19 protein-coding genes and 1 riboswitch are annotated in these 19,632 nt (G+C 69.7%); of the genes, 11 read left to right on the top strand and 8 right to left on the bottom strand.

All coding sequences use genetic code 11. From position 1 onward, the window contains the following. Nucleotides 1-105 precede the first annotated feature (105 nt). The 5 genes from ACQBAU_RS14620 to ACQBAU_RS14600 all read left to right on the top strand — a co-directional run bounded on the left by ACQBAU_RS14620 (nucleotide 106) and on the right by ACQBAU_RS14600 (nucleotide 5,114). Entirely contained in the window at nucleotides 106-1,368 is a 1,263-nt protein-coding gene (locus ACQBAU_RS14620; protein ID WP_434548310.1) for a cell division protein PerM, read from the top strand. A 35-nt stretch (nucleotides 1,369-1,403) separates the two neighbouring features. Continuing rightward, on the top strand, nucleotides 1,404-1,985 hold the full coding sequence (purN, locus tag ACQBAU_RS14615; protein ID WP_434548311.1) for a phosphoribosylglycinamide formyltransferase: 582 nt from the start codon (nucleotides 1,404-1,406) through the stop codon (nucleotides 1,983-1,985). A 207-nt stretch (nucleotides 1,986-2,192) separates the two neighbouring features. Then, nucleotides 2,193-2,277, top strand: a riboswitch (ZMP/ZTP riboswitch). Between the two features lie 23 nt (nucleotides 2,278-2,300). Continuing rightward, nucleotides 2,301-3,902 carry a bifunctional phosphoribosylaminoimidazolecarboxamide formyltransferase/IMP cyclohydrolase gene (purH, locus tag ACQBAU_RS14610; RefSeq protein ID WP_434548312.1) on the top strand — a complete coding sequence of 534 codons (1,602 nt, stop codon included), beginning with the start codon at nucleotides 2,301-2,303 and terminating at the stop codon, nucleotides 3,900-3,902. Nucleotides 3,903-3,915: 13 nt separating this feature from the next. Continuing rightward, the gene (locus ACQBAU_RS14605; protein WP_434548313.1) at nucleotides 3,916-4,815 is read left to right on the top strand and encodes a bifunctional methylenetetrahydrofolate dehydrogenase/methenyltetrahydrofolate cyclohydrolase; all 900 of its coding nucleotides are present in this window, start codon (nucleotides 3,916-3,918) and stop codon (nucleotides 4,813-4,815) included. A 2-nt stretch (nucleotides 4,816-4,817) separates the two neighbouring features. Further along, entirely contained in the window at nucleotides 4,818-5,114 is a 297-nt protein-coding gene (locus ACQBAU_RS14600) for a DUF3017 domain-containing protein (RefSeq protein ID WP_434548314.1), read from the top strand. A gap of 25 nt (nucleotides 5,115-5,139) precedes the next feature. On the opposite strand, the gene ACQBAU_RS14595 is transcribed toward ACQBAU_RS14600, so the two are convergent. The 4 genes from ACQBAU_RS14595 to aqpZ form a co-directional block, all read right to left on the bottom strand. Continuing rightward, nucleotides 5,140-5,508 carry a hypothetical protein gene (locus tag ACQBAU_RS14595; protein ID WP_434548315.1) on the bottom strand — a complete coding sequence of 123 codons (369 nt, stop codon included), beginning with the start codon at nucleotides 5,506-5,508 and terminating at the stop codon, nucleotides 5,140-5,142. A gap of 91 nt (nucleotides 5,509-5,599) precedes the next feature. Then, a complete protein-coding gene (locus tag ACQBAU_RS14590; protein WP_434548316.1) occupies nucleotides 5,600-6,835 on the bottom strand; it encodes a DUF4190 domain-containing protein in 1,236 nt (411 codons plus the stop codon). A 31-nt stretch (nucleotides 6,836-6,866) separates the two neighbouring features. Continuing rightward, nucleotides 6,867-7,859, bottom strand: coding sequence for a malate dehydrogenase (locus ACQBAU_RS14585; protein WP_465256038.1), 993 nt, complete (start codon nucleotides 7,857-7,859; stop codon nucleotides 6,867-6,869). 144 nt (nucleotides 7,860-8,003) lie between these two features. Beyond that, a complete protein-coding gene (gene aqpZ, locus ACQBAU_RS14580; RefSeq protein WP_434548318.1) occupies nucleotides 8,004-8,801 on the bottom strand; it encodes an aquaporin Z in 798 nt (265 codons plus the stop codon). 161 nt (nucleotides 8,802-8,962) lie between these two features. Here aqpZ and ACQBAU_RS14575 point away from each other — a divergent pair, with 161 nt between their 5' ends. Next, nucleotides 8,963-9,289, top strand: a complete 327-nt coding sequence (locus ACQBAU_RS14575; protein WP_434548319.1) for a YbaB/EbfC family nucleoid-associated protein — start codon at nucleotides 8,963-8,965, stop codon at nucleotides 9,287-9,289. Beyond that, nucleotides 9,286-9,669, top strand: a complete 384-nt coding sequence (locus ACQBAU_RS14570; RefSeq protein ID WP_465256037.1) for a hypothetical protein — start codon at nucleotides 9,286-9,288, stop codon at nucleotides 9,667-9,669. Before ACQBAU_RS14575 ends, ACQBAU_RS14570 begins: the two co-directional genes overlap by 4 nt. A 56-nt stretch (nucleotides 9,670-9,725) precedes the next feature. Here ACQBAU_RS14570 and ACQBAU_RS14565 read toward each other — a convergent pair whose 3' ends face one another. The 4 genes from ACQBAU_RS14565 to ACQBAU_RS14550 form a co-directional block, all read right to left on the bottom strand. Beyond that, nucleotides 9,726-10,571 carry a WXG100 family type VII secretion target gene (locus tag ACQBAU_RS14565; RefSeq protein ID WP_465256036.1) on the bottom strand — a complete coding sequence of 282 codons (846 nt, stop codon included), beginning with the start codon at nucleotides 10,569-10,571 and terminating at the stop codon, nucleotides 9,726-9,728. Next, entirely contained in the window at nucleotides 10,568-10,903 is a 336-nt protein-coding gene (locus ACQBAU_RS14560; protein ID WP_434548322.1) for a type VII secretion target, read from the bottom strand. Before ACQBAU_RS14560 ends, ACQBAU_RS14565 begins: the two co-directional genes overlap by 4 nt. A gap of 68 nt (nucleotides 10,904-10,971) precedes the next feature. Then, on the bottom strand, nucleotides 10,972-11,493 hold the full coding sequence (locus ACQBAU_RS14555) for a hypothetical protein (protein ID WP_434548323.1): 522 nt from the start codon (nucleotides 11,491-11,493) through the stop codon (nucleotides 10,972-10,974). Nucleotides 11,494-11,530: 37 nt separating this feature from the next. Beyond that, nucleotides 11,531-12,847, bottom strand: coding sequence for a UDP-glucose dehydrogenase family protein (locus tag ACQBAU_RS14550; RefSeq protein ID WP_465256035.1), 1,317 nt, complete (start codon nucleotides 12,845-12,847; stop codon nucleotides 11,531-11,533). An 85-nt stretch (nucleotides 12,848-12,932) separates the two neighbouring features. Between ACQBAU_RS14550 and trpS the strand changes: the two genes are divergently transcribed. The 4 genes from trpS to ACQBAU_RS14530 all read left to right on the top strand — a co-directional run bounded on the left by trpS (nucleotide 12,933) and on the right by ACQBAU_RS14530 (nucleotide 19,621). Then, nucleotides 12,933-13,946 (top strand): tryptophan--tRNA ligase, encoded by a 1,014-nt coding sequence (trpS, locus tag ACQBAU_RS14545; RefSeq protein WP_465256034.1) that lies wholly within the window; start codon nucleotides 12,933-12,935, stop codon nucleotides 13,944-13,946. A gap of 86 nt (nucleotides 13,947-14,032) precedes the next feature. Next, nucleotides 14,033-15,262, top strand: a complete 1,230-nt coding sequence (locus ACQBAU_RS14540) for a phosphotransferase (RefSeq protein WP_434548326.1) — start codon at nucleotides 14,033-14,035, stop codon at nucleotides 15,260-15,262. A gap of 97 nt (nucleotides 15,263-15,359) precedes the next feature. After that, complete coding sequence (locus ACQBAU_RS14535; protein ID WP_465256033.1) at nucleotides 15,360-17,951, top strand: DUF4838 domain-containing protein; 2,592 nt, start codon at nucleotides 15,360-15,362, stop codon at nucleotides 17,949-17,951. Nucleotides 17,952-18,022: 71 nt separating this feature from the next. Beyond that, the gene (locus ACQBAU_RS14530; RefSeq protein WP_465256032.1) at nucleotides 18,023-19,621 is read left to right on the top strand and encodes an acyl-CoA mutase large subunit family protein; all 1,599 of its coding nucleotides are present in this window, start codon (nucleotides 18,023-18,025) and stop codon (nucleotides 19,619-19,621) included. Nucleotides 19,622-19,632 lie beyond the last annotated feature (11 nt).

The following is a 19,632-nucleotide window of genomic DNA, read 5'->3' as shown; positions in this document are numbered from 1 at the left end:
TCTTTGTCCTCCGTCCGATGTGCAAGCTCGGCCGTGACGGCCAACTGCCGGTGACCGGCGTGTCCGGGGACGGTTCGAGGAGTTGCGAGCCGAGAATGAATCGCCATGCCTTCCCCTCGACCGCCCCGCCTCAGGAGCCGCCGCGTCCGATTGCGCACCCTGTCGCCACTGGAACGAACGGCGGCGCCGGATCATCCCGACCCCGTCCTCGGGTGGTTGCCGGCCTCGATCGGTGGTGGCCTGCTGGCCGCCCTCGCCGGGTGGGTCCTGGTCACCGGGTTGACGGTCGTGGGGTGGCTGCCCGGGGCGGTCGGCGACCTCGACCAGGCGATGGTGTTGGGCACCCGCTTCTGGCAACTCGCCCACGGCGCCGGCGTCCCGATGGCCGAGGCGGTCTGGACCCTCGTACCCCTGGGCATCAGCCTGGTCGTCTTCGTGTGCGTACGCAGTGCCGCGGCCTTCGCGGCCCACCAGGCCTTGCTGGCCGAGGCCGCGCGGGACGCCGCCGCAGCGACCGACGACCGGATCCGGGTACGGCTCGGCGCGAGGACCGGCGGTGTCGTCCTCGGCTGCTACCTCGTACCGCTGCTGATGAGCCTGCTGCTGGTCCCGGCGGTCGACGTCGGACGCGCTGTCCTGGGGAGCCTGCTGATCACGCTCCCCGCCGTGGCGTGGGGTGTGGTGAACGGCACCCAACTCGACCCGGTGGCCCGGCTGCCGCGGTGGGCGCAGCCGGTGCCGCGAGCGGTGCTGGCGGCCCAGCTGGTCGTGGTGGTGGGCGCGGCCGCGGCGCTGACGGTCACCCTGCTGCAGAACGCCGAGCGGGTGACCTCGCTCGGCAGTTCACTCGGCGGCGGTGCCCCCGGGGCCATCGCGCTGGTCGCGCTGCAGCTCGGCTACCTGCCGACCCTGCTGATCTGGTCCGCCTCGTTCGTCCTCGGTCCCGGTTTCTCGGTCGGGACCGGGACCGTGGTGTCGTTGTCGGACACCCAGCTCGGGCTGCTGCCCGCCGTCCCGGTCCTGGGTGCCCTACCGCCGGAGGGGCCCGGGGAGCCGGTCGAGCTGCTGTGGCTGCTGGTCGGGGTGGCGGCCGGCGCGGTCGCGGCCGCGACGGTGATGCGGGCCCGGCCGCGCGCCCGGTTCGACGAGACCGCGCTGGTGGGCGGGTTGGCCGGGACCGTCTCCGGGCTGGTGACCACCGGGCTCGCCGTGCTGGCCCGCGGCGACCTCGGCAGCAACCGCCTCACCGGGCTGGGGCCGGACCTGCTCGGGCTGGTGGTGATCGCCCCCGCGCTGCTGGGCGTGTCGGGGATGCTGGTCGGTCTGGCGTGGGGCCTCGTCCGCCGCCCCCGGCCCGACGCCGACTGAGACGGACCCCCGGCCCCGTCGACTACCCTGTGCGCGTGCTGCGCGTCGTCGTCCTCGTGTCCGGTTCGGGAACCCTGCTGCAGGCCGTGCTCGACGCGGCCGCCGACCCCACGTACGGGGCCGAGGTCGTTGCCGTCGGTGCGGATCGCAGCAGTGCGTACGGACTGACCCGCGCCGAGCAGGCCGGGATCCCCACCTTCTGCCTGCCGTACCGCAAGGGATCGGACCGGGCTGCCTGGGACGCCGAGCTGACCGAGCTGGTCGCCGCCCACGAGCCCGACCTGGTCGTGTCGGCCGGCTTCATGAAGCTGGTCGGGCCTGCCTTCCTGGCCCGCTTCCCCGGCCGCATGCTCAACACCCACCCGGCCCTGCTGCCGGCCTTCCCCGGGATGTACGGGGTCCGCGACGCGTTGGCGTACGGGGTGAAGGTCGCCGGCGCCACGCTGTTCGTCGTCGACGAAGGCGTCGACAGTGGTCGCATCCTCGCCCAGGTGGCGGTCCCGGTCGCCGACGACGACACCGAGGAATCCCTGCACGAGCGGATCAAGCAGGCCGAACGCACCATGCTCGTCGAGCACCTGCGTCGCTGCGCCAGCGGCGAGGCCTCGCTCTCCTGACCGTACGGAGGGTGCGACCGCACGGCTGGGCCTTCGTGTACCCGACCAACGCACAACTTCCTCGTCGTGACACAGGTTGCAGGGCCCGGAAACGCGTGTCGCGGCGAGGAAGCTGTGCCGTGGCGAGGAACCTGTGTGGCTGTCACGGTCGAGGCTGCCGCGCGGGCGGGGACCGGCGTGGATCCCGGCGCGGGTGATGCACTAACCTGAGGCGCACACGACTGGCGCAGGTGGACCACCACCGGGGAGTGAACCAACCCACAGCCGCGCATCGCCCGCCTGGGTGCGCGAACGTCGATCCAGCAGGAGCGAGCGATGAGCGCAGCCGTCAATCCCGACACGACCACACCCGACCCCGAGACCGGCCGGATCCCGGTCCGCCGTGCCCTGGTGTCGGTGTACGACAAGGCCGGCCTGGCCGAGCTGGGCGAGGCCCTCGCCGCGGCCGGGGTGGAGGTCGTCTCCACCGGCAGCACCGCCAAGAAGTTGGCCGAGACCGGCCTGCAGGTCACCCCTGTCGAAGAACTGACCGGCTTCCCCGAATGCCTCGACGGTCGGGTCAAGACGCTGCACCCCAAGGTGCACGCCGGCCTGCTCGCCGACCGTCGACTCGAGTCGCACCGGCAGCAGCTCGCCGACCTGGGCGTCGCCCCGTTCGACCTGGTGATCTGCAACCTCTACCCGTTCACCGAGACCGTCGCCTCCGGTGCCACCCCCGACGAGTGCGTCGAACAGATCGACATCGGTGGCCCGTCGATGGTGCGGGCCGCCGCCAAGAACCACCCCTCGGTCGCGGTGATCACCAGCCCGGCCGACTACGGCCAGGTCATCGAAGCGCTGTCGACCGGCGGGTTCAGCCTGGCCGAGCGGACCGTCCTGGCGGCGAAGGCGTTCGTGCACACCGCCAGCTACGACGTCGCCGTGGCCAGTTGGCTGGGCAACGTGCTGACCGACACCTCCGACGGCACCGGCTTCCCGGCCTGGGTCGGCGCCACCTGGGACCGACAGGCCGTGCTCCGGTACGGCGAGAACCCGCACCAGCGGGCGGCGCTCTACCGCAGTGGCCATGGCCCGGGCGGGCTGGCCGGAGCGGAACAGCTGCACGGCAAGGAGATGTCGTACAACAACTACGTCGACACCGACGCCGCGCGACGTGCCGCGTACGACTTCGACCGGCCGGCGGTGGCGATCATCAAGCACGCCAACCCGTGCGGCATCGCGGTCGGCGCCGACATCGCCGAGGCGCACCGCCGGGCACACGCCTGCGACCCGCTGTCCGCGTTCGGTGGTGTGATCGCGGCCAACGGCACCGTCACCGTCGCGATGGCCGAACAGGTCGCCGAGGTGTTCACCGAGGTGATCTGCGCCCCCGACTACGAGCCGGCCGCGCTCGAGATCCTGGCCCGCAAGAAGAACGTACGCATCCTGAAGGTCGCCGACCGCACGACCGGTGGCGTCGAGACCCGCGCCATCGACGGCGGGCTGCTGATGCAGACCACCGACGCGATCGACGCCGACGGGGACGATCCGGCGAACTGGACGCTCGCCGCAGGGGAACCGGCCGACGAACGGACCCTGGCCGATCTCGCGTTCGCGTGGAAGGCCTGCCGGGCGGTGAAGTCGAACGCCATCCTGCTCGCCGACGACGGCGCCTCGGTCGGGGTCGGGATGGGGCAGGTCAACCGGGTCGACTCGTGCAAGCTCGCCGTGGAGCGGGCCGGTGACCGGGCCCAGGGATCGGTGGCTGCCTCCGACGCGTTCTTCCCGTTCGCCGACGGCGCCCAGGTGTTGTTGGACGCCGGCGTACGGGCGATCGTGCAGCCTGGTGGTTCCAAGCGGGACGACGAGACGATCGCCGCCGCCGACGCCGCCGGGGTCACCATGTACCTGACCGGTTCCCGCCACTTCTACCACTGAGCCGGAGTTGATCATGACCGCAGCGAAGATGATGGGCAAGCCGCTGGCTGCCTCGATCAAGGAGGACCTGCGCCGTCGGGTCACCGACCTGACCGCCGCCGGCATCGTCCCGGGGCTCGGCACCGTGCTGGTCGGCGACGACCCGGGGAGCCACTCCTACGTCCGCGGCAAGCACCGCGACTGCGCCGAGGTGGGGATCAACTCGATCCGGGTCGACCTGCCGGCCGACGTCGACCAGGCCAGGTTGGACGCCGAGTTGGATCGGTTGAACGAGGATCCGGCCTGTACCGGCTACATCGTGCAGCTGCCGTTGCCGAAGCAGCTGGACGAGAACGCCGCCCTGGAACGGATGGACCCGGCCAAGGACGCCGACGGCCTGCACCCGACCAACCTGGGACGGTTGGTGCTCGGGACACCCGGTCCCCTGCCGTGCACCCCTCGCGGGATCGTCGAACTGCTCCGCGCCCACGACGTCGAACTGGCCGGGGCCGAGGTGTGCGTGATCGGTCGGGGCACCACGATCGGACGCCCGATGGGGCTGGTGCTGACCCGCAAGTCGGAGAACTCGACGGTCACGCTGTGCCACACCGGCACCCGTGACCTCGCCGCCCACACCCGTACCGCTGACGTGGTGATCGCCGCGGCCGGCGTACCCCGGTTGATCACCGCCGAGATGATCAAGGATCAAGCGGTCCTGGTGGCGGTCGGGATCAGCCGGACCGACGACGGACTCGTCGGTGACCTCGACGAATCCGTGTGGGAGAAGGCATCCCTGGTCGCACCGGTGCCCGGCGGCGTCGGCCCGTTGACCCGGGCGATGTTGCTGAGCAACGTGGTCGACCGGGCCGAGCAGCAGTTGGCCCAGTCGCAGTTGGCCCAGGCGCAGGGCGCGGGCGTCACCGCACGAGGTTGACGATGACGACCACCACCGCGCGCGTGGGTCGGCGACCTGTCGTCCAGTGGCCGCTGCTCCTGGTGCTGGCCGGCGTCTGCGTCGGGGAGTTCCTTGCGCTGACCGGTACGTGGCGGCCGGGCGCGGTGGTCATCGGGCTCTCGGTCGGTCTCGGTGCCCTGGCACGGCTGCTGTTGCCCGATCGGATGTCGGGGTTGCTGCAGGTGCGATCGAGGACGTTCGACGTGGCGGCGCTGACAATCCTGGCGGTGGGGATCGTGTTGATCGCGGTCGTCGTCCCGGACGCGCCCGGTCAGTGACCGGCCCGGGCCCGTGGATTCCGGATCAGTAGCCGGTGGTGGCGGCCGTGCCGATGATCAGGAACAGGAAGATGAAGTAGATGACCATGATCGCGACGCCCAGGATCAGCAGGACCGAGCCGATGATGCCCATGATGCGACCGGCCTGCACGGTGCCCCGGTCGGAGTAGGCGGCAGGATTCTGGTCGATCTCCTTGATCGCCTTGTTGCCCATCACCCAGGCGACCGGGCCGACGACCGAGATCCCGACGATGGACAGGATGCCCAGCACCAGGATGATCGTGCTCTGCGGGTGGGTGGTGGTCATCGGCACCCCGTACGGCGATGCCTGGACGTACGGCTGCTGCTGAGGCTGCTGGGCCGCATAGGGATTGTGGTCGTACGGGTTGCTCATGGTCCCATTGTGACGCATCCGGGGGTCCGGACCAAAGTCCGTGACCCCATGACTTTCGGGTGCCGTCCGCCGGGCCGTCAGCCCCTGGGTGTCAGCTGCTGGCCATGCTGATCAGCTGCACGATCCACCACATCACACCGACCGCGGTGCCGACGCCGCCCAGGATCAGGCCGGCCAGCGCCATCCCGGAGCCGGAGTACTTGGCGGAGTCGGCGTTGATGTCGTTGCGGGCCTGGAAGCCGAGCACCAGCGCGACGATGCTGAGCGGGAAGCAGCAGCCCAGGGCGACGCCGAGGATGCCGGTGACCAGTGCCGGAACCGCCTTGGGGTGGGTGACCTGCATGCCGGCGCCCGCGTACGGCGAGACACCGTACCCACTGGCCGGTGTGGCGTACGGATTGCTGCCGTACCCGCCCTGCTGCCCGTACGGCGACGGCTGCGCGTAGCCCTGGGCCGGCGGCTGCCCGTACGCCGGGCCACCCTGCTGTCCGGCCGGCGGCTGGTAGGCAGGGAACCCGGGCTGATGGGGCTGCGGGTCCTGGATCGGCCCGGCCGCCGACGGGGCCGAGCTCGGCCCCGCCGAGGGCTGACCGTACGGGTCGGTTGCCGAGGGTTGGCCGTACGGGCTCGCCGACGGCTGGCTGTACGGGTCGGTTGCCGAGGGTTGGCCGTACGGGCTCGCCGACGGCTGGCTGTACGGGTCGGCTGCCGTGGGCTGACCGTACGGCCCGGCAGGGGCGCTGCCCGCGGATGGCTGGCTGCTGGCGCCGTACGGGTCCGACGACGTCGACTCGGTCGCCGGTGGGGCCTCGAAACCACCGGGGCTGTCGTACGGGCTGTAGTCATCGGCGGCGGTCGTGCTCTCACTGTCCCCGCTGTCAGGGGTCGAGAAGTAGTCCCCGTGCGGGTCGCCGCCGGTACCGCCGGCATCGGTCGAGGTCGTGTCCGAGTCGGGCGCCTGCCACGACCCACTCCCGGCGGCCGACCCCGTTGCCTCCGAACTGCTCGACCCCGGCTGCCAGTCACCACCGGTCGAGGTGGCGTCCCAGCCGCCGTACGATCCGCCGTCGGTGGCGTCGGCCGCGGTCCCGAACTGGTCGCCCTGACCAGCATCGCCCTGACCAGCATCGCCCCGACCCGTGTCGGCGCCCGTGGGCTCGTCGGCGGCCCGCCGCGGTGCGGCGTCACCGCTGCCGGCGGACTGGTCCCCCGGGGCGTCGGCCGTCGCACCGGCCTCCGGCTGCCAGTCCTGCGGCTGCCACTCGCGCGGCTTCCAGTCCGACGATTCCGAATCAGCTGACGAATTCGAATCAGATGGCGAAGTCATGGCGCCCAGTCTCTCCTATGTTCGGTCCGGATCAGTTGATCAGGCCCAGTGCGGTGACCGCGTCGCGCTCCTCGACGAGCTCGGCGACCGAGGCGTCGATCTTGGTCCGGGAGAAGTCGTCGATCTCCAGCCCCTGGACGATCTCGTAGGTGCCGCCGGCGGTGGTGCACGGGAACGACGACACCAGGCCCTCGGGGACACCGTACGAACCGTCCGACGGGACCGACATCGAGACCCAGTCGCCGTCGGGGGTGCCGGCGACCCAGTCGCGCATGTGGTCGATGGTCGCGTTGGCCGCGCTGGCGGCACTGGACGCGCCACGGGCCTCGATGATCGCCGCGCCGCGCTTGGCGACGGTCGGGATGAACTCGTTCTCCAGCCAGGCCTGGTCGTTGACCAGTTCGGCAGCGTTGCGGCCACCGACCTGGGCGTGGAACAGGTCCGGGTACTGGGTAGCGGAGTGATTGCCCCAGATCGTCATGTGCGTGATGTCGTTGACCGAGCTGCCGGTCTTGGCGGCCAGCTGCGAGATCGCCCGGTTGTGGTCGAGGCGCGTCAGCGCGTTGAAGCGCTCGGCCGGCACGTCGGGGGCGTTCTTCATCGCGATCAGCGCATTGGTGTTGGCCGGGTTGCCGGTCACCAGCACCCGCACGTCGTCGGCGGCGTGGTCGTTGAGGGCCTTGCCCTGTGGGCCGAAGATGCCGCCGTTGTCCTTGAGCAGGTCACCACGTTCCATGCCCTTGCCGCGCGGCTTGGCGCCGACCAGCAGGGCGATGTTGACGCCGTCGAACACCGTGTTGGGGTCGTCGCCGATCACGACGTTGTCGAGCAGCGGGTACGCACAGTCGTCAAGCTCCATCACGACACCTTCGAGGGCCTTCAGGGCCGGGGTGATCTCGAGCAGGTGCAGGGCCACCGGCTGGTCGGCGCCCAACAGGTCGCCGTTGGCGATGCGGAACAGCAGGCTGTAGCAGATCTGGCCGGCTGCGCCGGTGACGGCGACCTTGACGGGGGTCTTGCTCACGTCGGTACTCCTCGTGGGATCGGGGTGTCGCCGCACCGGTGAGATGAGGCGGCTGGACGAGAAACGCGGCCGTCCTCCAGCACCCCGACGGTATCGCGTTCCGACCGGCCGTCCACGCGCGGGGCGCCGCCTCGCCCCGCCTGATCAGCCGTTCGAGGCGGCCACGGTCGAGCCAGCGGTGGCGGAGCGCAGCGCACCGAACAACGGCTTGTAGGTGAAGCCGGCGATCAGGGCGCCGACGATCGGGGCCACGATGAACAGCCAGACCTGACTCAGCGGGGCCGTCCCGGCGAACAGGGCCGGGGCGATGGACCGGGCCGGGTTGACCGAGGTGTTGGTGACCGGGATGGAGATCAGGTGGATCAGGGTCAACGACAGACCGATCGCGATCGGTGCGAAGCCGGCCGGGGCGCGGTCGTCCGTGGCGCCGAGGATGACGTACAGGAACACCGCGGTCAGTACGATCTCGATCACCAGGCAGGCCAGCAGCGAGTACTGGCCGGGGGACAGGTCGCCGTAGCCGTTGGTGGCGAAGCCGGACGCGACGGCATCGAAGCCCTCCTGTCCGGAGGCGATGACGAACAGCACCGCCGCACCGAGGATGCCGCCGACGAGCTGCGCGACGATGTAGAGCGGCGTGTCCTTCCAGCCGATCCGACCGGCGGCGGCACAGCCGAGGGTGACGGCCGGGTTGAAATGGCCCCCGGAGATGTGACCGACCGCGAAGGCCATCACGAGCACGGTGAGGCCGAAGGCGAGGGCCACCCCGAGGAAGCCGATGCCGAGGTGGGTGCCGTCCGGGTCGAGGAATCCGGCGGCGAGGACGGCGGAGCCGCAGCCGCCGAACACCAGGACGAAGGTGCCGACGACTTCTGCGGCCAAGCGCTTGGCGGTGGGTTCGACCGGGGGCGGGGTGATTTCGGCAGTGGTGGGGTCGGACATGGGACACCTTTCGTGTGCTGACCTCACACAGCGTGCCAGAGTCCGCCCCTCCGGGGAAGCCTCACGGCTGTGCCGCCCCCATGGTGTCGCCGCAATCCGGCTCACGTTCCATCAGATCGAGCCCGAGCGCGGCGCCCCTCCGCCATGACAGAATCCGCCTCATGACCGAATCAGAGACGCCCACCGGTGCGGACGGCGACGTCTTGGACCGGCTGCGGGAGATCCAGGCCCGCAGCTACACCGTCCGGTCCGACGACGGCACCGTCGAGGTTGTCGCCAACGGCGAGTTCAAGCTCTCGACGGTGACGCTGCTGCAGACCCACGACCTGCAGCCGACCCGGCTGTCCCGCGCCGTCAACGAGGCGTGTGGGCGGGCGCTGGAGCAGGCCAGGGTCGCGACCACCCAGGCGATCCGGGAACTGGAGGGGCTGCCTCCTGAGCTTGCGAAGCTGCTCGACACGGGCACGGCGGACAAGGAGAACCGGTGACGCGCGACTTCGAAGCCGAGCTGCGAGCTCGCGACAACGAAACCCTGCACCCGGTGAAGCCGACGCAGTTGAGCGGCAGTACGGAGGAGATCACGGCGAAGAGCCCCGACGGGGTGGTGACCGCAGCAGTGTCGCCGGCGGGTGAGTTCAGATGGGTCGAGATCCGTGACGTGACCAGTCCGACGGCGGTTGAGGTCGGCGTGGTGACCGCGGTCAACACCGCGTTGCGGCAGGCTCTCGGTGCGGGAGACCTGGCAGACCTCGAGGCCAAGGTGGACGAGCGGATTGCTGCCTTCGACGCCCAGCTGGCTGCTCTTGACTCCCAGCTCGATGCGATCACCGGCAACCTGGATGCCCTGGAGCGACAGCTCGACGACTGATCGGGACGAACGTCAGCTCGGGGACTGACCGGGACGAGCGTCAGCTCGAGGCCAGATCAGAACGTCGGGGCAGTGGTGCCGGCTTGCTCTGCATCGGAGGTGTTGTCCGTGGCACTCCGAGCATTCCCGGCGGCGTCGACGGCTTCCCCGCCGCCGGCCGGTAGGTCGGCTCCGGGGATGGCGGGGTTGAGGATCTTGCTGATCACCGTCTTGGCGATGGTTGCCTTCACGATGTCGCCCAAGGGTGACTTCTTGAACAGCGAGGTGTTCTTGATGAACTTGGCCAGTTTCATCAGCATCTTCGCGATCTTGGTCAGGATCTCGGCCAGCCGCGTCAGTACCTGGGCCAGCTTGGCGAGGAACTGGGCCACCTTGGCGGTCAGTTGGCTGACCCTGGACAGCAGCTGGGCGCCGCGGGCCAGGTTTGCGGCGACCCATGCTGCCGCTGACGCCCCCAAGCTGATCACCGCGGTGGCCGCAGCGATCACCAGCGAGCCGATCAGGAACTCGATGAACATCTTGACGATGTCGATGATCGCGTTCGCGCAGTCGACGCACGCCTGGGCGGCGCTGTTGAGCAGTTCCTGGGTGCTGGTGACCGCCTCGCCGAGTTGCCCGACCTTCTCGCCGTAGTCGTTGACCTTGGCCAGGAAGGCGGTGTGGGCGTCCCCTTCCCACTGCGAGATCTGCTGGCCGGTCTGGGTAAAGCGGCTGCCGAGCTGGTCGACCTGACTGCCGAGCTGGGCGTACTTCACGCCCATGTCGGCCAACCCCTGCGGGTCACCGGTGATCCAGTGGAGGCCTTCGTTGACCTTGTCGTAGGCACCGCCGACGTTGAGCACCTCCTGCACCGGCCCGGGACATTGTGCGTAGAAGTTCTCCAACGCATTGGTGTAGGTCATTGTGGTTGCCCTTCCTGGATGGCCTTGTGGAGCTGTTCCAGGGCCTCAGCGATCGCGTCCTCGAGCTCTTGGTACTGCTTGGCGGTGTTCTCCAGGCCCTCGGCGACCGCGTTGATCGCCTCGGTGCAACCCTGCATCGACTCCAAGCACTGAGACCGATGCTCCTGGTAGGCCTCGGAGAGCCGGTTGGCGATGCCCGGCACACGACCGAACTGGTCGTCGCTGAGGTTCATGCCCTCGGCGGTGGTCTCGAAACCCTTCGACTGTTTGCCCAACTGCTCGAACTGGGTTGCGGCCGAGCGGAGCTCGGCGGTGTTCACCTGGAAGTTCATCGTTGTGTTCCCCTCGTCAGCTTGGAGCGTAGCCGCGGACGGGACCATCTCGGCGGGTTCTGGTGTCGTCAGTCTGCGGTGACGGTGCCGAACGCGGCCACGACTCGACGAGCACCTCGTGAACTGACCAGGCCCATCATCATCGCCAGCGCCGACCGGTCGTCGAAGACGATGATCACGCGGCCGGCCTGGGCGAATCGCGGCGCTCGGTCGACCTTGATCACCCGCGACCGGGGGACCTGCCACAGTACGCGCGCAGCGTTCTCCCCGATGCCGGTCACCGCCAGCAGCCGCTCGGTGGTGACGACAAGGTCGGTGCTGACCTCGTTCAGCGCGTCGCGCAGCCCCTCGGCGAGGCAGCCGGGCCAGCCCACCAGGGACACCCCCGTCACCACCTTGTCGGCCAGCTCCATACTCCAGGCTGACGGCAGGCCGAGGGCATGGTCGGCCAACGTGGAGGCAAGGTCGGGGCGCGGCTGGCCGTAGTCCTCGTGTCCGGCGAAGTAGGTGGTGTGTTGCGCGACCAGGGCGCGCTCGTCGGGCGCGAGCAGCGGTCGCACCACATCGGCGAAGGCCGACAACCAGTCCATGGGTTCTCATCTCTCGGGCGCCCGGGCGGCCCGTGGGTCACAGGGTTGCGGCGCGCCCCAGCTGGACGACCTTCCACCCGGCCCGGGTCCAGGTGGGACGGTGCAGCTTGAGTCGACCGTCGATCAACACCTTGTTGGTCACCAGGTCGGAGACGTCGGCCGGGTCCAGGTGCCGGAACTCCGGCCACTCGGTGAGGTGGAGTACGAGCTCGGCGCCGTCAAAGGCCTCCTCGATCGAGTTGGCCTGGGTGATGTTGTGGCCCCGGACGGCGGCCTGCGGATCGTACACCCAGACGTCCGCCCCGGCCTCGGCGAGGTAGGTGGCGACCGTGAGGGCCGGGGAGTTGCGGGTGTCGTCGGTGCCGGGCTTGAACGCAGCACCGAGGATGGCGATCTTGCGGCCGGTCACGTTCCCGTCGAGCTGCTCGACCGCGAGCTCGGCCACCTCGTGACGCTGGGCGTCGTTGATCCCCTCGACGGTGCCGATGAAGTCGGCCAGCACGTCCACCCCGTGATCGCTCGCACTGGCAGCCAGGGCGCGGATGTCCTTCGGGAGACAGCCACCACCGAAGCCGAGCCCGGCGTTCAGGAACTCCCGACCGATGCGCTTGTCGTGGCCCAACGCGTCGGCCAGCACGGTGACGTCACCTCCGGCGGCCTGGCACATCCGTGACATCGCGTTGATGAAGCTGATCTTGGTCGCGAGGAAGGCGTTCGCGGCGACCTTGATCAACTCCGCGGTCGCGATGTCGCAGGTGACGACCGGGACCGACTCCGAGATCGGGATCGCGTAGCAACGGCGCAGCGTGTCGAGGGCGCCGTTGGGCGACTGCACTCCCAGCACGATCCGGTCGGGCCGCAGGGTGTCGTCGACCGCGTACGCCTCGCGCAGGAACTCGGGGTTCCAGGCCAGTTCGACGCCCTCGCCGGCCGGTGCGGCCGCGCGCAGTCGCTCCAGCAGTGCCGGGGCCGTACCGACCGGGACGGTGGACTTGCCGACCACCAGCGTGGGGCGGGTCAGCAGCGGTGCCAGCGCGTCGATCGCCGCGTGGAGCTGGCTCAGGTCGGCGGCCCCGGACTCCGACTGCGGCGTACCGAGACAGAGGAAGTGGATGTCGGCCCAGTCGGCGATGTCGGCGTAGTCGGTGGTGAAGCGCAGCCGGCCCGAGGCGGTGTGGCGCACCAGCAGCGGCTCCAGCCCCTCCTCGTAGATGGGGGAGCGGCCGGAGTTCAAGGTGGCGATGCGGTCGGGATCGATGTCGAGCCCGATCACCTCGTGCCCGAACTCGGCCATGCCGGCGGCATGGGTCGCACCCAGGTATCCCGTCCCGATCACACTCACGCGCAGGGTCACGCGCCGAGTCTTGCACAGGCCGGGTGACCGGAAGGTGAACGACCGGGGTGGCCGAGGGGCGCCGCCTGCGTGACAAGATGCGTCCATGTCTGACAAGCCCCGGGTGTTTTCGCTCATGCAGCCGACGGCCGATTCGCTCCACCTCGGAAACTACCTCGGCGCGCTGCGTCAGTGGGTGGCCCTGCAGGAGGACCACGAAGCCTTCTTCGGCGTCTGCGACCTGCACGCCCTGACCGTGGAGGTGACCCCGGCCGAGTTGCGGCAGCGCACCCTGCGGGCGGCCGCCCAGTTCATGGCGGCCGGGGTGGACCCGGAGGCCGCGCCGGTGTTCGTGCAGAGCCACGTCCCCGAGCACGCCGAGCTGATGTGGGTGCTGAGCACCATGACCGGGTTCGGGCATGCCGCCCGAATGACGCAGTTCAAGGACAAGACCGCCAAGGGTGGCCAGGACCAGGCGAACGTCGGCCTGTTCACGTACCCGATCCTGATGGCCGCCGACATCCTGCTGTACCAGGCCGACAAGGTCCCGGTCGGGGAGGACCAGCGGCAGCACCTCGAGCTGACCCGTGACCTGGCGCAGCGGTTCAACAGCCGGTACTCGCCGACCTTCGTGGTCCCCGAGCCACACATCGTGAAGTCGGTCGGCCGGATCATGGACCTGCAGGACCCGACGGTGAAGATGAGCAAGTCGGCGTCCTCGCCGAACGGGATCATCGAGCTGTTGGAGGAGCCGGCGGTGAACGCCAAGAAGTTCCGGTCGGCGGTGACCGATTCGGGCCGCGAGATCAGCTACGACGAGGAGGCGAAGCCCGGCGTGGCGAACCTGCTCTCCATCCTGTCCGCGTTCTCCGGCCGCCCGATCGACGTGTTGGTGGGCGAGTTCGAGGGCAAGGGGTACGGCGACCTCAAGGGGGCGGCTGCCGACGCTGTCGCGACGGTGATCTCGCCGTTCCGGGAGCGGACCCTGGCGTTGATGGGCGAACGGAGCGAATTGGAGCAGATCCTCGCCCGTGGCGCCGATCGGGCCCGCGGCGTCGCCAGCCGAACGCTGGCGAAGGTGTACAAGAAGGTGGGCCTGCTGCCGCCGGTGCGGCGGTGACGGACCCGACGACGGGCCGGCCGTGGCATCATGACTCCGCGAACGGCAGGATCTCGGCCACCGGCCACTGACCAGCGAGGGATTGGTTGACCGATCAGGAAGACCCGGACGGGGTCGAACTCCTCACCACCGACGCCGTGGGGAAGCTGTTGCACGCTGCCGTCGAGCACGGCGGCGGCACGTTGCTGCGGTGGGAACTCGACCACGTGGACAACCAGCCGCACCACAGCACCACCGCCACCTACACCGCGACCGTACGGTGGGACTTCGGCGAGCGCGCCGAGCTGCTGGGCGTGAGTGCCCGGGTCGGCGGCGCGACCGCGTCGGACCAGCGGGCGGTGCTGTTCGCCGACGGTGAGCGGACCGTGGCCGTGTGGCTGTACCCGCGCGACCCCGACCTGCCGGGACTGGTCCGGGCCGCCTTCCCCAGCGAGATGGCCGGCGTGCTCAACGAGTACCGGGTGTTCCCGGCGCCGGTGTCACCCGACCAGGTCACCCTCGAGATGGTCGGCTACCGGCCCCGCCGACGGGCGGTGGTGAAGGTCACCGTGGCGACCCCGGCCGGACCGCAGCGGTTGTTCGTGAAGGTGCTGCGCGAGAAGGTCGCCAATGACGTGTTGCAGCGTCACCAACTGCTGCTGGCCGCCGGCGTGCCCGCGCCGGCCGTCGCGGCGTTCACCCCTGACCACCTGCTGGTGCTGCGGGAACTGCCCGGGCGGCCGCTGGCCCAGGCCATCTTCGACCCGGTCGCACCCTGTACCGGGGAGAACCTGGTCCGGGTGCTCGACGCCATGCCGTTGCAGGTGGCCCAGTTGCAGCGGCGGGCGCCGTGGAGCGACTCGGTGGCCCACTACGCCGACATCGTGGCGGTGGCGTTGCCGTACGAGGAACCGCGGCTGAGGTGGATGACCGGCCTGATCCGCGACGGCCTGGCCGAGATCCCGCTCGGTACGGAGGCCACCCACGGCGACTTCCACGAGGGGCAGGTGTTCGTCAGCGGCGGTGTGATCAGTGGGGTGCTCGACGTCGACACCGTCGGCCCGGGTCGACGGGCCGACGACCTGGCCTGCCTGGTGGCGCACATGTCGACGGTGCAGCGGATGAACGCCCAACAGGCGGCCCGGGTGCAGTCGCTGCTGCAGGAGTGGGTGCCGGTGTTCGACGAGCGGGTCGACCCCGTCGAACTCCGGCTGCGCGCCGCCGCGGTGATCATCTCGCTGGCCACCGGCCCGTTCCGGGGCCAGGAACCGAACTGGGAGAACGAGACCCGCAGCATCCTCGACGCCGCGGAGACGCTGATCCGTCAGGTGCGCTGAGCGGTAGGGGTCCCGGTGAGAATCCGTGGGACGGATCTTGCGGTCACCGGCGGTTAGTGGTCGAATCCGGTCATAGCCCTCTGACGAAGGAGTCAAGATGACCACCCCCCGTACCTCCCGTCGCACCCTGCTGGCCGGGATGGCCGCCGCACCGTTGGCGGCCGGACTTTTCACCCAGACGTTCCGGCCGGCCGCCCACGCCGCCGAACCGGTCGTGCTGGTCTCGGACGGCCAGGTCCGGTTCCAGCACTGGATGGCCGAGACGTTCCGGGAGGACGCGCAGTACTACAAGGCGCTCAGCATCGAGCTGAAGCAGCTCGGTGGGCGGATCACCGGCCTGACGATGCCCCCCAACAACGTGTTCCGTGGCGAGACCTGGGACGACTACCCGTTCAACCCCGATCAGGTGCACGTCTTCGTGGGCCGACTGGCCCCCGAGCCGCGGCCCGAGCTGGTGGCCGCCGCCGAGACGCTCGACAACGACGGGTTCCTGATCGACGTCACGCCGCGGGCCATCACCATTCTCGGCGGCAGCCCGTGGGGCACCCGGTTCGGGGTGTACGAGTTCATGGAGCGCTACTGGGGCGTCAGCTACCTGATGTCGAGCCCGGACGGCACCGACTTCGAGCATCGCGACACCATCTCGTGCGAGCCGGGGTTGTTGATCAGCAACCCGACGTTCGCCGGCCGCTCGATGTATCCGGATCCGCCGTCGGGGGAGGCCACCGAGCGGTGGGACTTCTACTACTCGCCGCGCTACACGTGGGGGATGCATGCCCGGATGCACCATCCGATCTTCCAGAACCACTACGTGGGCAAGCTCTTCGACAGTGCGATCTACGGCGACCCGGCCAAGCCGGAGACCTACCATCCGGAGTTCTACCCGATCCGCAACGGCGAGACCGTGATCCCACGGTCCGGCTCGGTGTCGGCCTGGCAGCCGCGTTTCACCGAGCCCGGCCTGGTGACCGAGGGCATCAAGCAGGTGATCGCCTACTTCGACGCCAACCCGCAGCGAGACAACATGTCGCTGGCGGTCAACGACTCCGGTGGCTACAGCGAGGACGAGGTCGACCGCACCAAGATCAACTCCGTCGGCATCTACGACCACTCCGACAACTACTTCACCTGGGCCAACGCGGTGGTGGCGGGCGTGGTGGCCGAGCGGCCGGAGTACGCCAGCAAGAAGTTCTCCGCGATCGCCTACCGCGAGACCAACGATCCGCCGGCCTTCGACGTGCACCCGCAGATCGTGCCGTACCTGGTGAAGGAGACGACCGGCTGGCTCGACCCTGAGTTCAAGGCCGGGCAGCTCGCGTGGATCCAGCAGTGGGCCGACCGAGCGAACGAGCTGGCCTACTACGACTACAGCTACGGCGCGGTGTACACCGCACCGCGGATGCTGGCACCGCACCTGAGTGAGGTCTACAAGACACTGAAGGGGCTCGGGGTGAACTACATCTTCACCGAGACCGGCGTTTCGTTCGGTGAGGGCCCGAAGGGCAACACCCTCGCTGCGATGATGTGGGACGTCGACACCGACCCGGTCGCGTTCCAGCAGGAGTGGCTGACCAAGGTGGCCGGCCCGGCGGCCGAGCCACTGCTGACCGAGTACTTCTCCTACTGGGAGGACGTCTGGCTGCGTCGGATGCCGCAGCACGAGTTCTTCGCCAGCTCGGTGCAGCAGACCTACTTCAACTTCAACGACGGCAGCTACCTGGAGTGCGTCGACCCGTTGGACTTCCCGCGGCTCCGTACGCTGCTCACCCGGGCCGTCACGCTCGCCGGACGCGAGTCACCCGAGGCGCAGGCCAGGGTGCAGGTGATCGCCGACTACTTCGACTACTACGAGGCCGCCGCCAACAGCTACCCGCGTGATCTGGAGATCGCCCAGAATCCGGCCGCGATGCGCAAGACATTCCTGGCCGCCGCGGCCAAGGTCGACCACGGGGTCACCGAGGCCGAGCGCAAGATCGAGGTGGGTACGGTTCTGGCCGGCAGGTCCTTCCAGCACCCGTTCACCAAGGCGTGGGAACGCGGCCAGTGGTGGACCGGCTGGAACTACTCCGCACTGTGGCAGACCGCGCAGTACATGCTCGCCGAGCGGCCGGGCTGGCAGGGGATCCGTGACCAGGCGTTGGAGCTCGTCGAGACCAGCGACTCGGCCCGGACCAGGGAGTACGCACAGACCCTGCTCGACGTCGCGGCCGGCCGACTCGTCAACGTGGGTGAGGATCCGACCTTCGCCGATCCCGATCTGGCGGCGTGGACCGTCGACATCGGTGGGCTGTTGCGTGAGGAGCCGCGGGCCGTTCTTGATCACTCGATCGACGGCACCAAGGCGATCAAGATGACCGGTGGCGCCAACAGTGGTGTCCGGCAGACCGTCCCGGTCACCGAGGGCCTGTTGGTGCAGTCGGTCGACTTCTGGGCCGACTCCTCACCGGTCGCCCAGGGCCTGATGGCGCCGTGGTGGAACTTCTACGACGCCGACGGTGCCGTGATCGGCTGGGGGCTGGCCGGCCAGGGGCAGCGGATCCACCGGATCACCGACCGGTGGCACAGGATCATCCGCTGTGAGCGGGTGCCCGAGGGCGCGGCCACCGCGATGGTGCACCTGACGTTCCGGCAGCCGCACGCCGACAACACCTTCTACATGAGCCATGCGGAGTTCCTGCAGGTCCGCTGACCCACGTCCCTGCGACCGCTCGCAGCCTCACCCACCGCGCCGGGAACCGGCCGGTGGGTGAGAATGCGGGGGTGAGCAGTACACCAGCCGACCCCCGCCGTACCCAGTCCGGGACCGAGATCCACGCCGTGTATGACGCGGCATCGGCAGCCGGGTTCGACCCGGCGACCGCACTGGGTGCGCCGGGCGAGTTCCCGTACACCCGTGGGATCTACCCGACGATGTACACCGCCCGGCCGTGGACGATGCGGCAGTACGCCGGCTTCGGCACCGCGGCGGAGTCCAACGCCCGGTACCGCGAACTGATCACCCACGGCACCACCGGGTTGTCGGTCGCGTTCGACCTGCCCACGCAGATGGGGTTCGACTCCGACGCCCCGATCGCCGCCGGTGAGGTCGGCAAGGTGGGTGTCGCGATCGACTCGATCGACGACATGCGGGTGCTGTTCGACGGCATCGACCTGGCCGACGTGTCGACCTCGATGACGATCAATGCGCCGGCCGCGGTGCTGCTGTTGCTCTACCAGCTGGTCGCCGAGGAGTCGGGGGCCGACCCCGCCCGGCTGGCCGGCACGATCCAGAACGACGTGCTCAAGGAGTACATCGCCCGCGGCACCTACATCTTCCCGCCGGCGGCCTCGCTGCGGCTGGCCAGCGACACCTTCGCCTACTGTGCGACCGAACTGCCGCGGTGGAACACGATCTCGATCTCGGGCTACCACATGGCCGAGGCCGGGGCGACGCCGGCGCAGGAGATCGGGTTCACCCTGGCCAACGGGATCGCGTACGTGCAGGCGGCGCTGGCGGCCGGGCTCGAGGTGGACGCGTTCGCGCCCCGGTTGAGCTTCTTCTTCGTGTCCCGCACGACCCTGCTCGAGGAGGTCGCGAAGTTCCGCGCGGCCCGCCGGATCTGGGCCCGGCTGATGCGGGAGACGTTCGGTGCGACGAACCCGAAGTCGCTGATGTTGCGCTTCCACACCCAGACCGCCGGGGTGCAGCTCACCGCCCAGCAGCCCGAGGTGAACCTGGCCCGGGTGACGGTGCAGGCGCTGGCCGCGATCTTCGGCGGGACCCAGTCGTTGCACACCAACAGCTACGACGAGGCCCTCGCGCTGCCCACGCCGAAGTCGGCACGGTTGGCGTTGCGTACCCAGCAGGTGATCGCCCACGAGACCGACCTGACCGCCACCGTGGATCCGTTCGCCGGGTCGTACGCGGTGGAGGCGATGACCGACGACGTGGAGGCCGAGGCACTCGACCTGATGGGCCGGGTGGCCGATCGGGGTGGTGCGGTCGCGGCGATCGAGCAGGGGTTCCAGAAGGCCGAGATCGAGCGGAGTGCGTACGACGTCGCGCGCGAGATCGAGCACGGTGAGCGGATCGTGGTCGGCGTCAACCGGTTCCTCGCCGACGAGGACGAACCGTACGAGACGCTGCGGGGTGATCCGCGGATCGAGGCCCGGCAGGCCGAGCGGCTGGCCACGCTGCGGGCCACCCGCGACACGGTCGGGGTGGAGCGCGCGCTGGCCGACCTGGCCGCCGCTGCCGCGGGGGACAGGAACGTGTTGCCGCCGATGAAGGCGGCACTGCGGCGCCGGGCCACCGTGGGTGAGGTGTGTGACACCCTCCGCGGCGTCTGGGGGACGTTCACCCCGGACGAGCGATTCTGAACCCGGCCTGC

It is taken from the genome of Carbonicoccus niuqiaonis, assembly GCF_050157065.1.
Lineage (GTDB): Bacteria > Actinomycetota > Actinomycetes > Propionibacteriales > Propionibacteriaceae > Avipropionibacterium.
This window is presented reverse-complemented; position numbering and strand designations above follow the sequence as displayed.

Coding starts and splice junctions, on each gene's coding strand:
- ACQBAU_RS14620 (WP_434548310.1), top strand. CDS start 106: ATGCCTTCCCCTCGACCGCCCCGCCTCAGGAGCCGCCGCGTCCGATTG.
- purH (WP_434548312.1), top strand. CDS start 2,301: ATGAGCGCAGCCGTCAATCCCGACACGACCACACCCGACCCCGAGACC.
- ACQBAU_RS14605 (WP_434548313.1), top strand. CDS start 3,916: ATGACCGCAGCGAAGATGATGGGCAAGCCGCTGGCTGCCTCGATCAAG.
- ACQBAU_RS14600 (WP_434548314.1), top strand. CDS start 4,818: ATGACGACCACCACCGCGCGCGTGGGTCGGCGACCTGTCGTCCAGTGG.
- ACQBAU_RS14595 (WP_434548315.1), bottom strand. CDS start 5,508: ATGAGCAACCCGTACGACCACAATCCCTATGCGGCCCAGCAGCCTCAG.
- ACQBAU_RS14590 (WP_434548316.1), bottom strand. CDS start 6,835: ATGACTTCGCCATCTGATTCGAATTCGTCAGCTGATTCGGAATCGTCG.
- aqpZ (WP_434548318.1), bottom strand. CDS start 8,801: ATGTCCGACCCCACCACTGCCGAAATCACCCCGCCCCCGGTCGAACCC.
- ACQBAU_RS14575 (WP_434548319.1), top strand. CDS start 8,963: ATGACCGAATCAGAGACGCCCACCGGTGCGGACGGCGACGTCTTGGAC.
- ACQBAU_RS14565 (WP_465256036.1), bottom strand. CDS start 10,571: ATGACCTACACCAATGCGTTGGAGAACTTCTACGCACAATGTCCCGGG.
- ACQBAU_RS14560 (WP_434548322.1), bottom strand. CDS start 10,903: ATGAACTTCCAGGTGAACACCGCCGAGCTCCGCTCGGCCGCAACCCAG.
- ACQBAU_RS14555 (WP_434548323.1), bottom strand. CDS start 11,493: ATGGACTGGTTGTCGGCCTTCGCCGATGTGGTGCGACCGCTGCTCGCG.
- trpS (WP_465256034.1), top strand. CDS start 12,933: ATGTCTGACAAGCCCCGGGTGTTTTCGCTCATGCAGCCGACGGCCGAT.
- ACQBAU_RS14535 (WP_465256033.1), top strand. CDS start 15,360: ATGACCACCCCCCGTACCTCCCGTCGCACCCTGCTGGCCGGGATGGCC.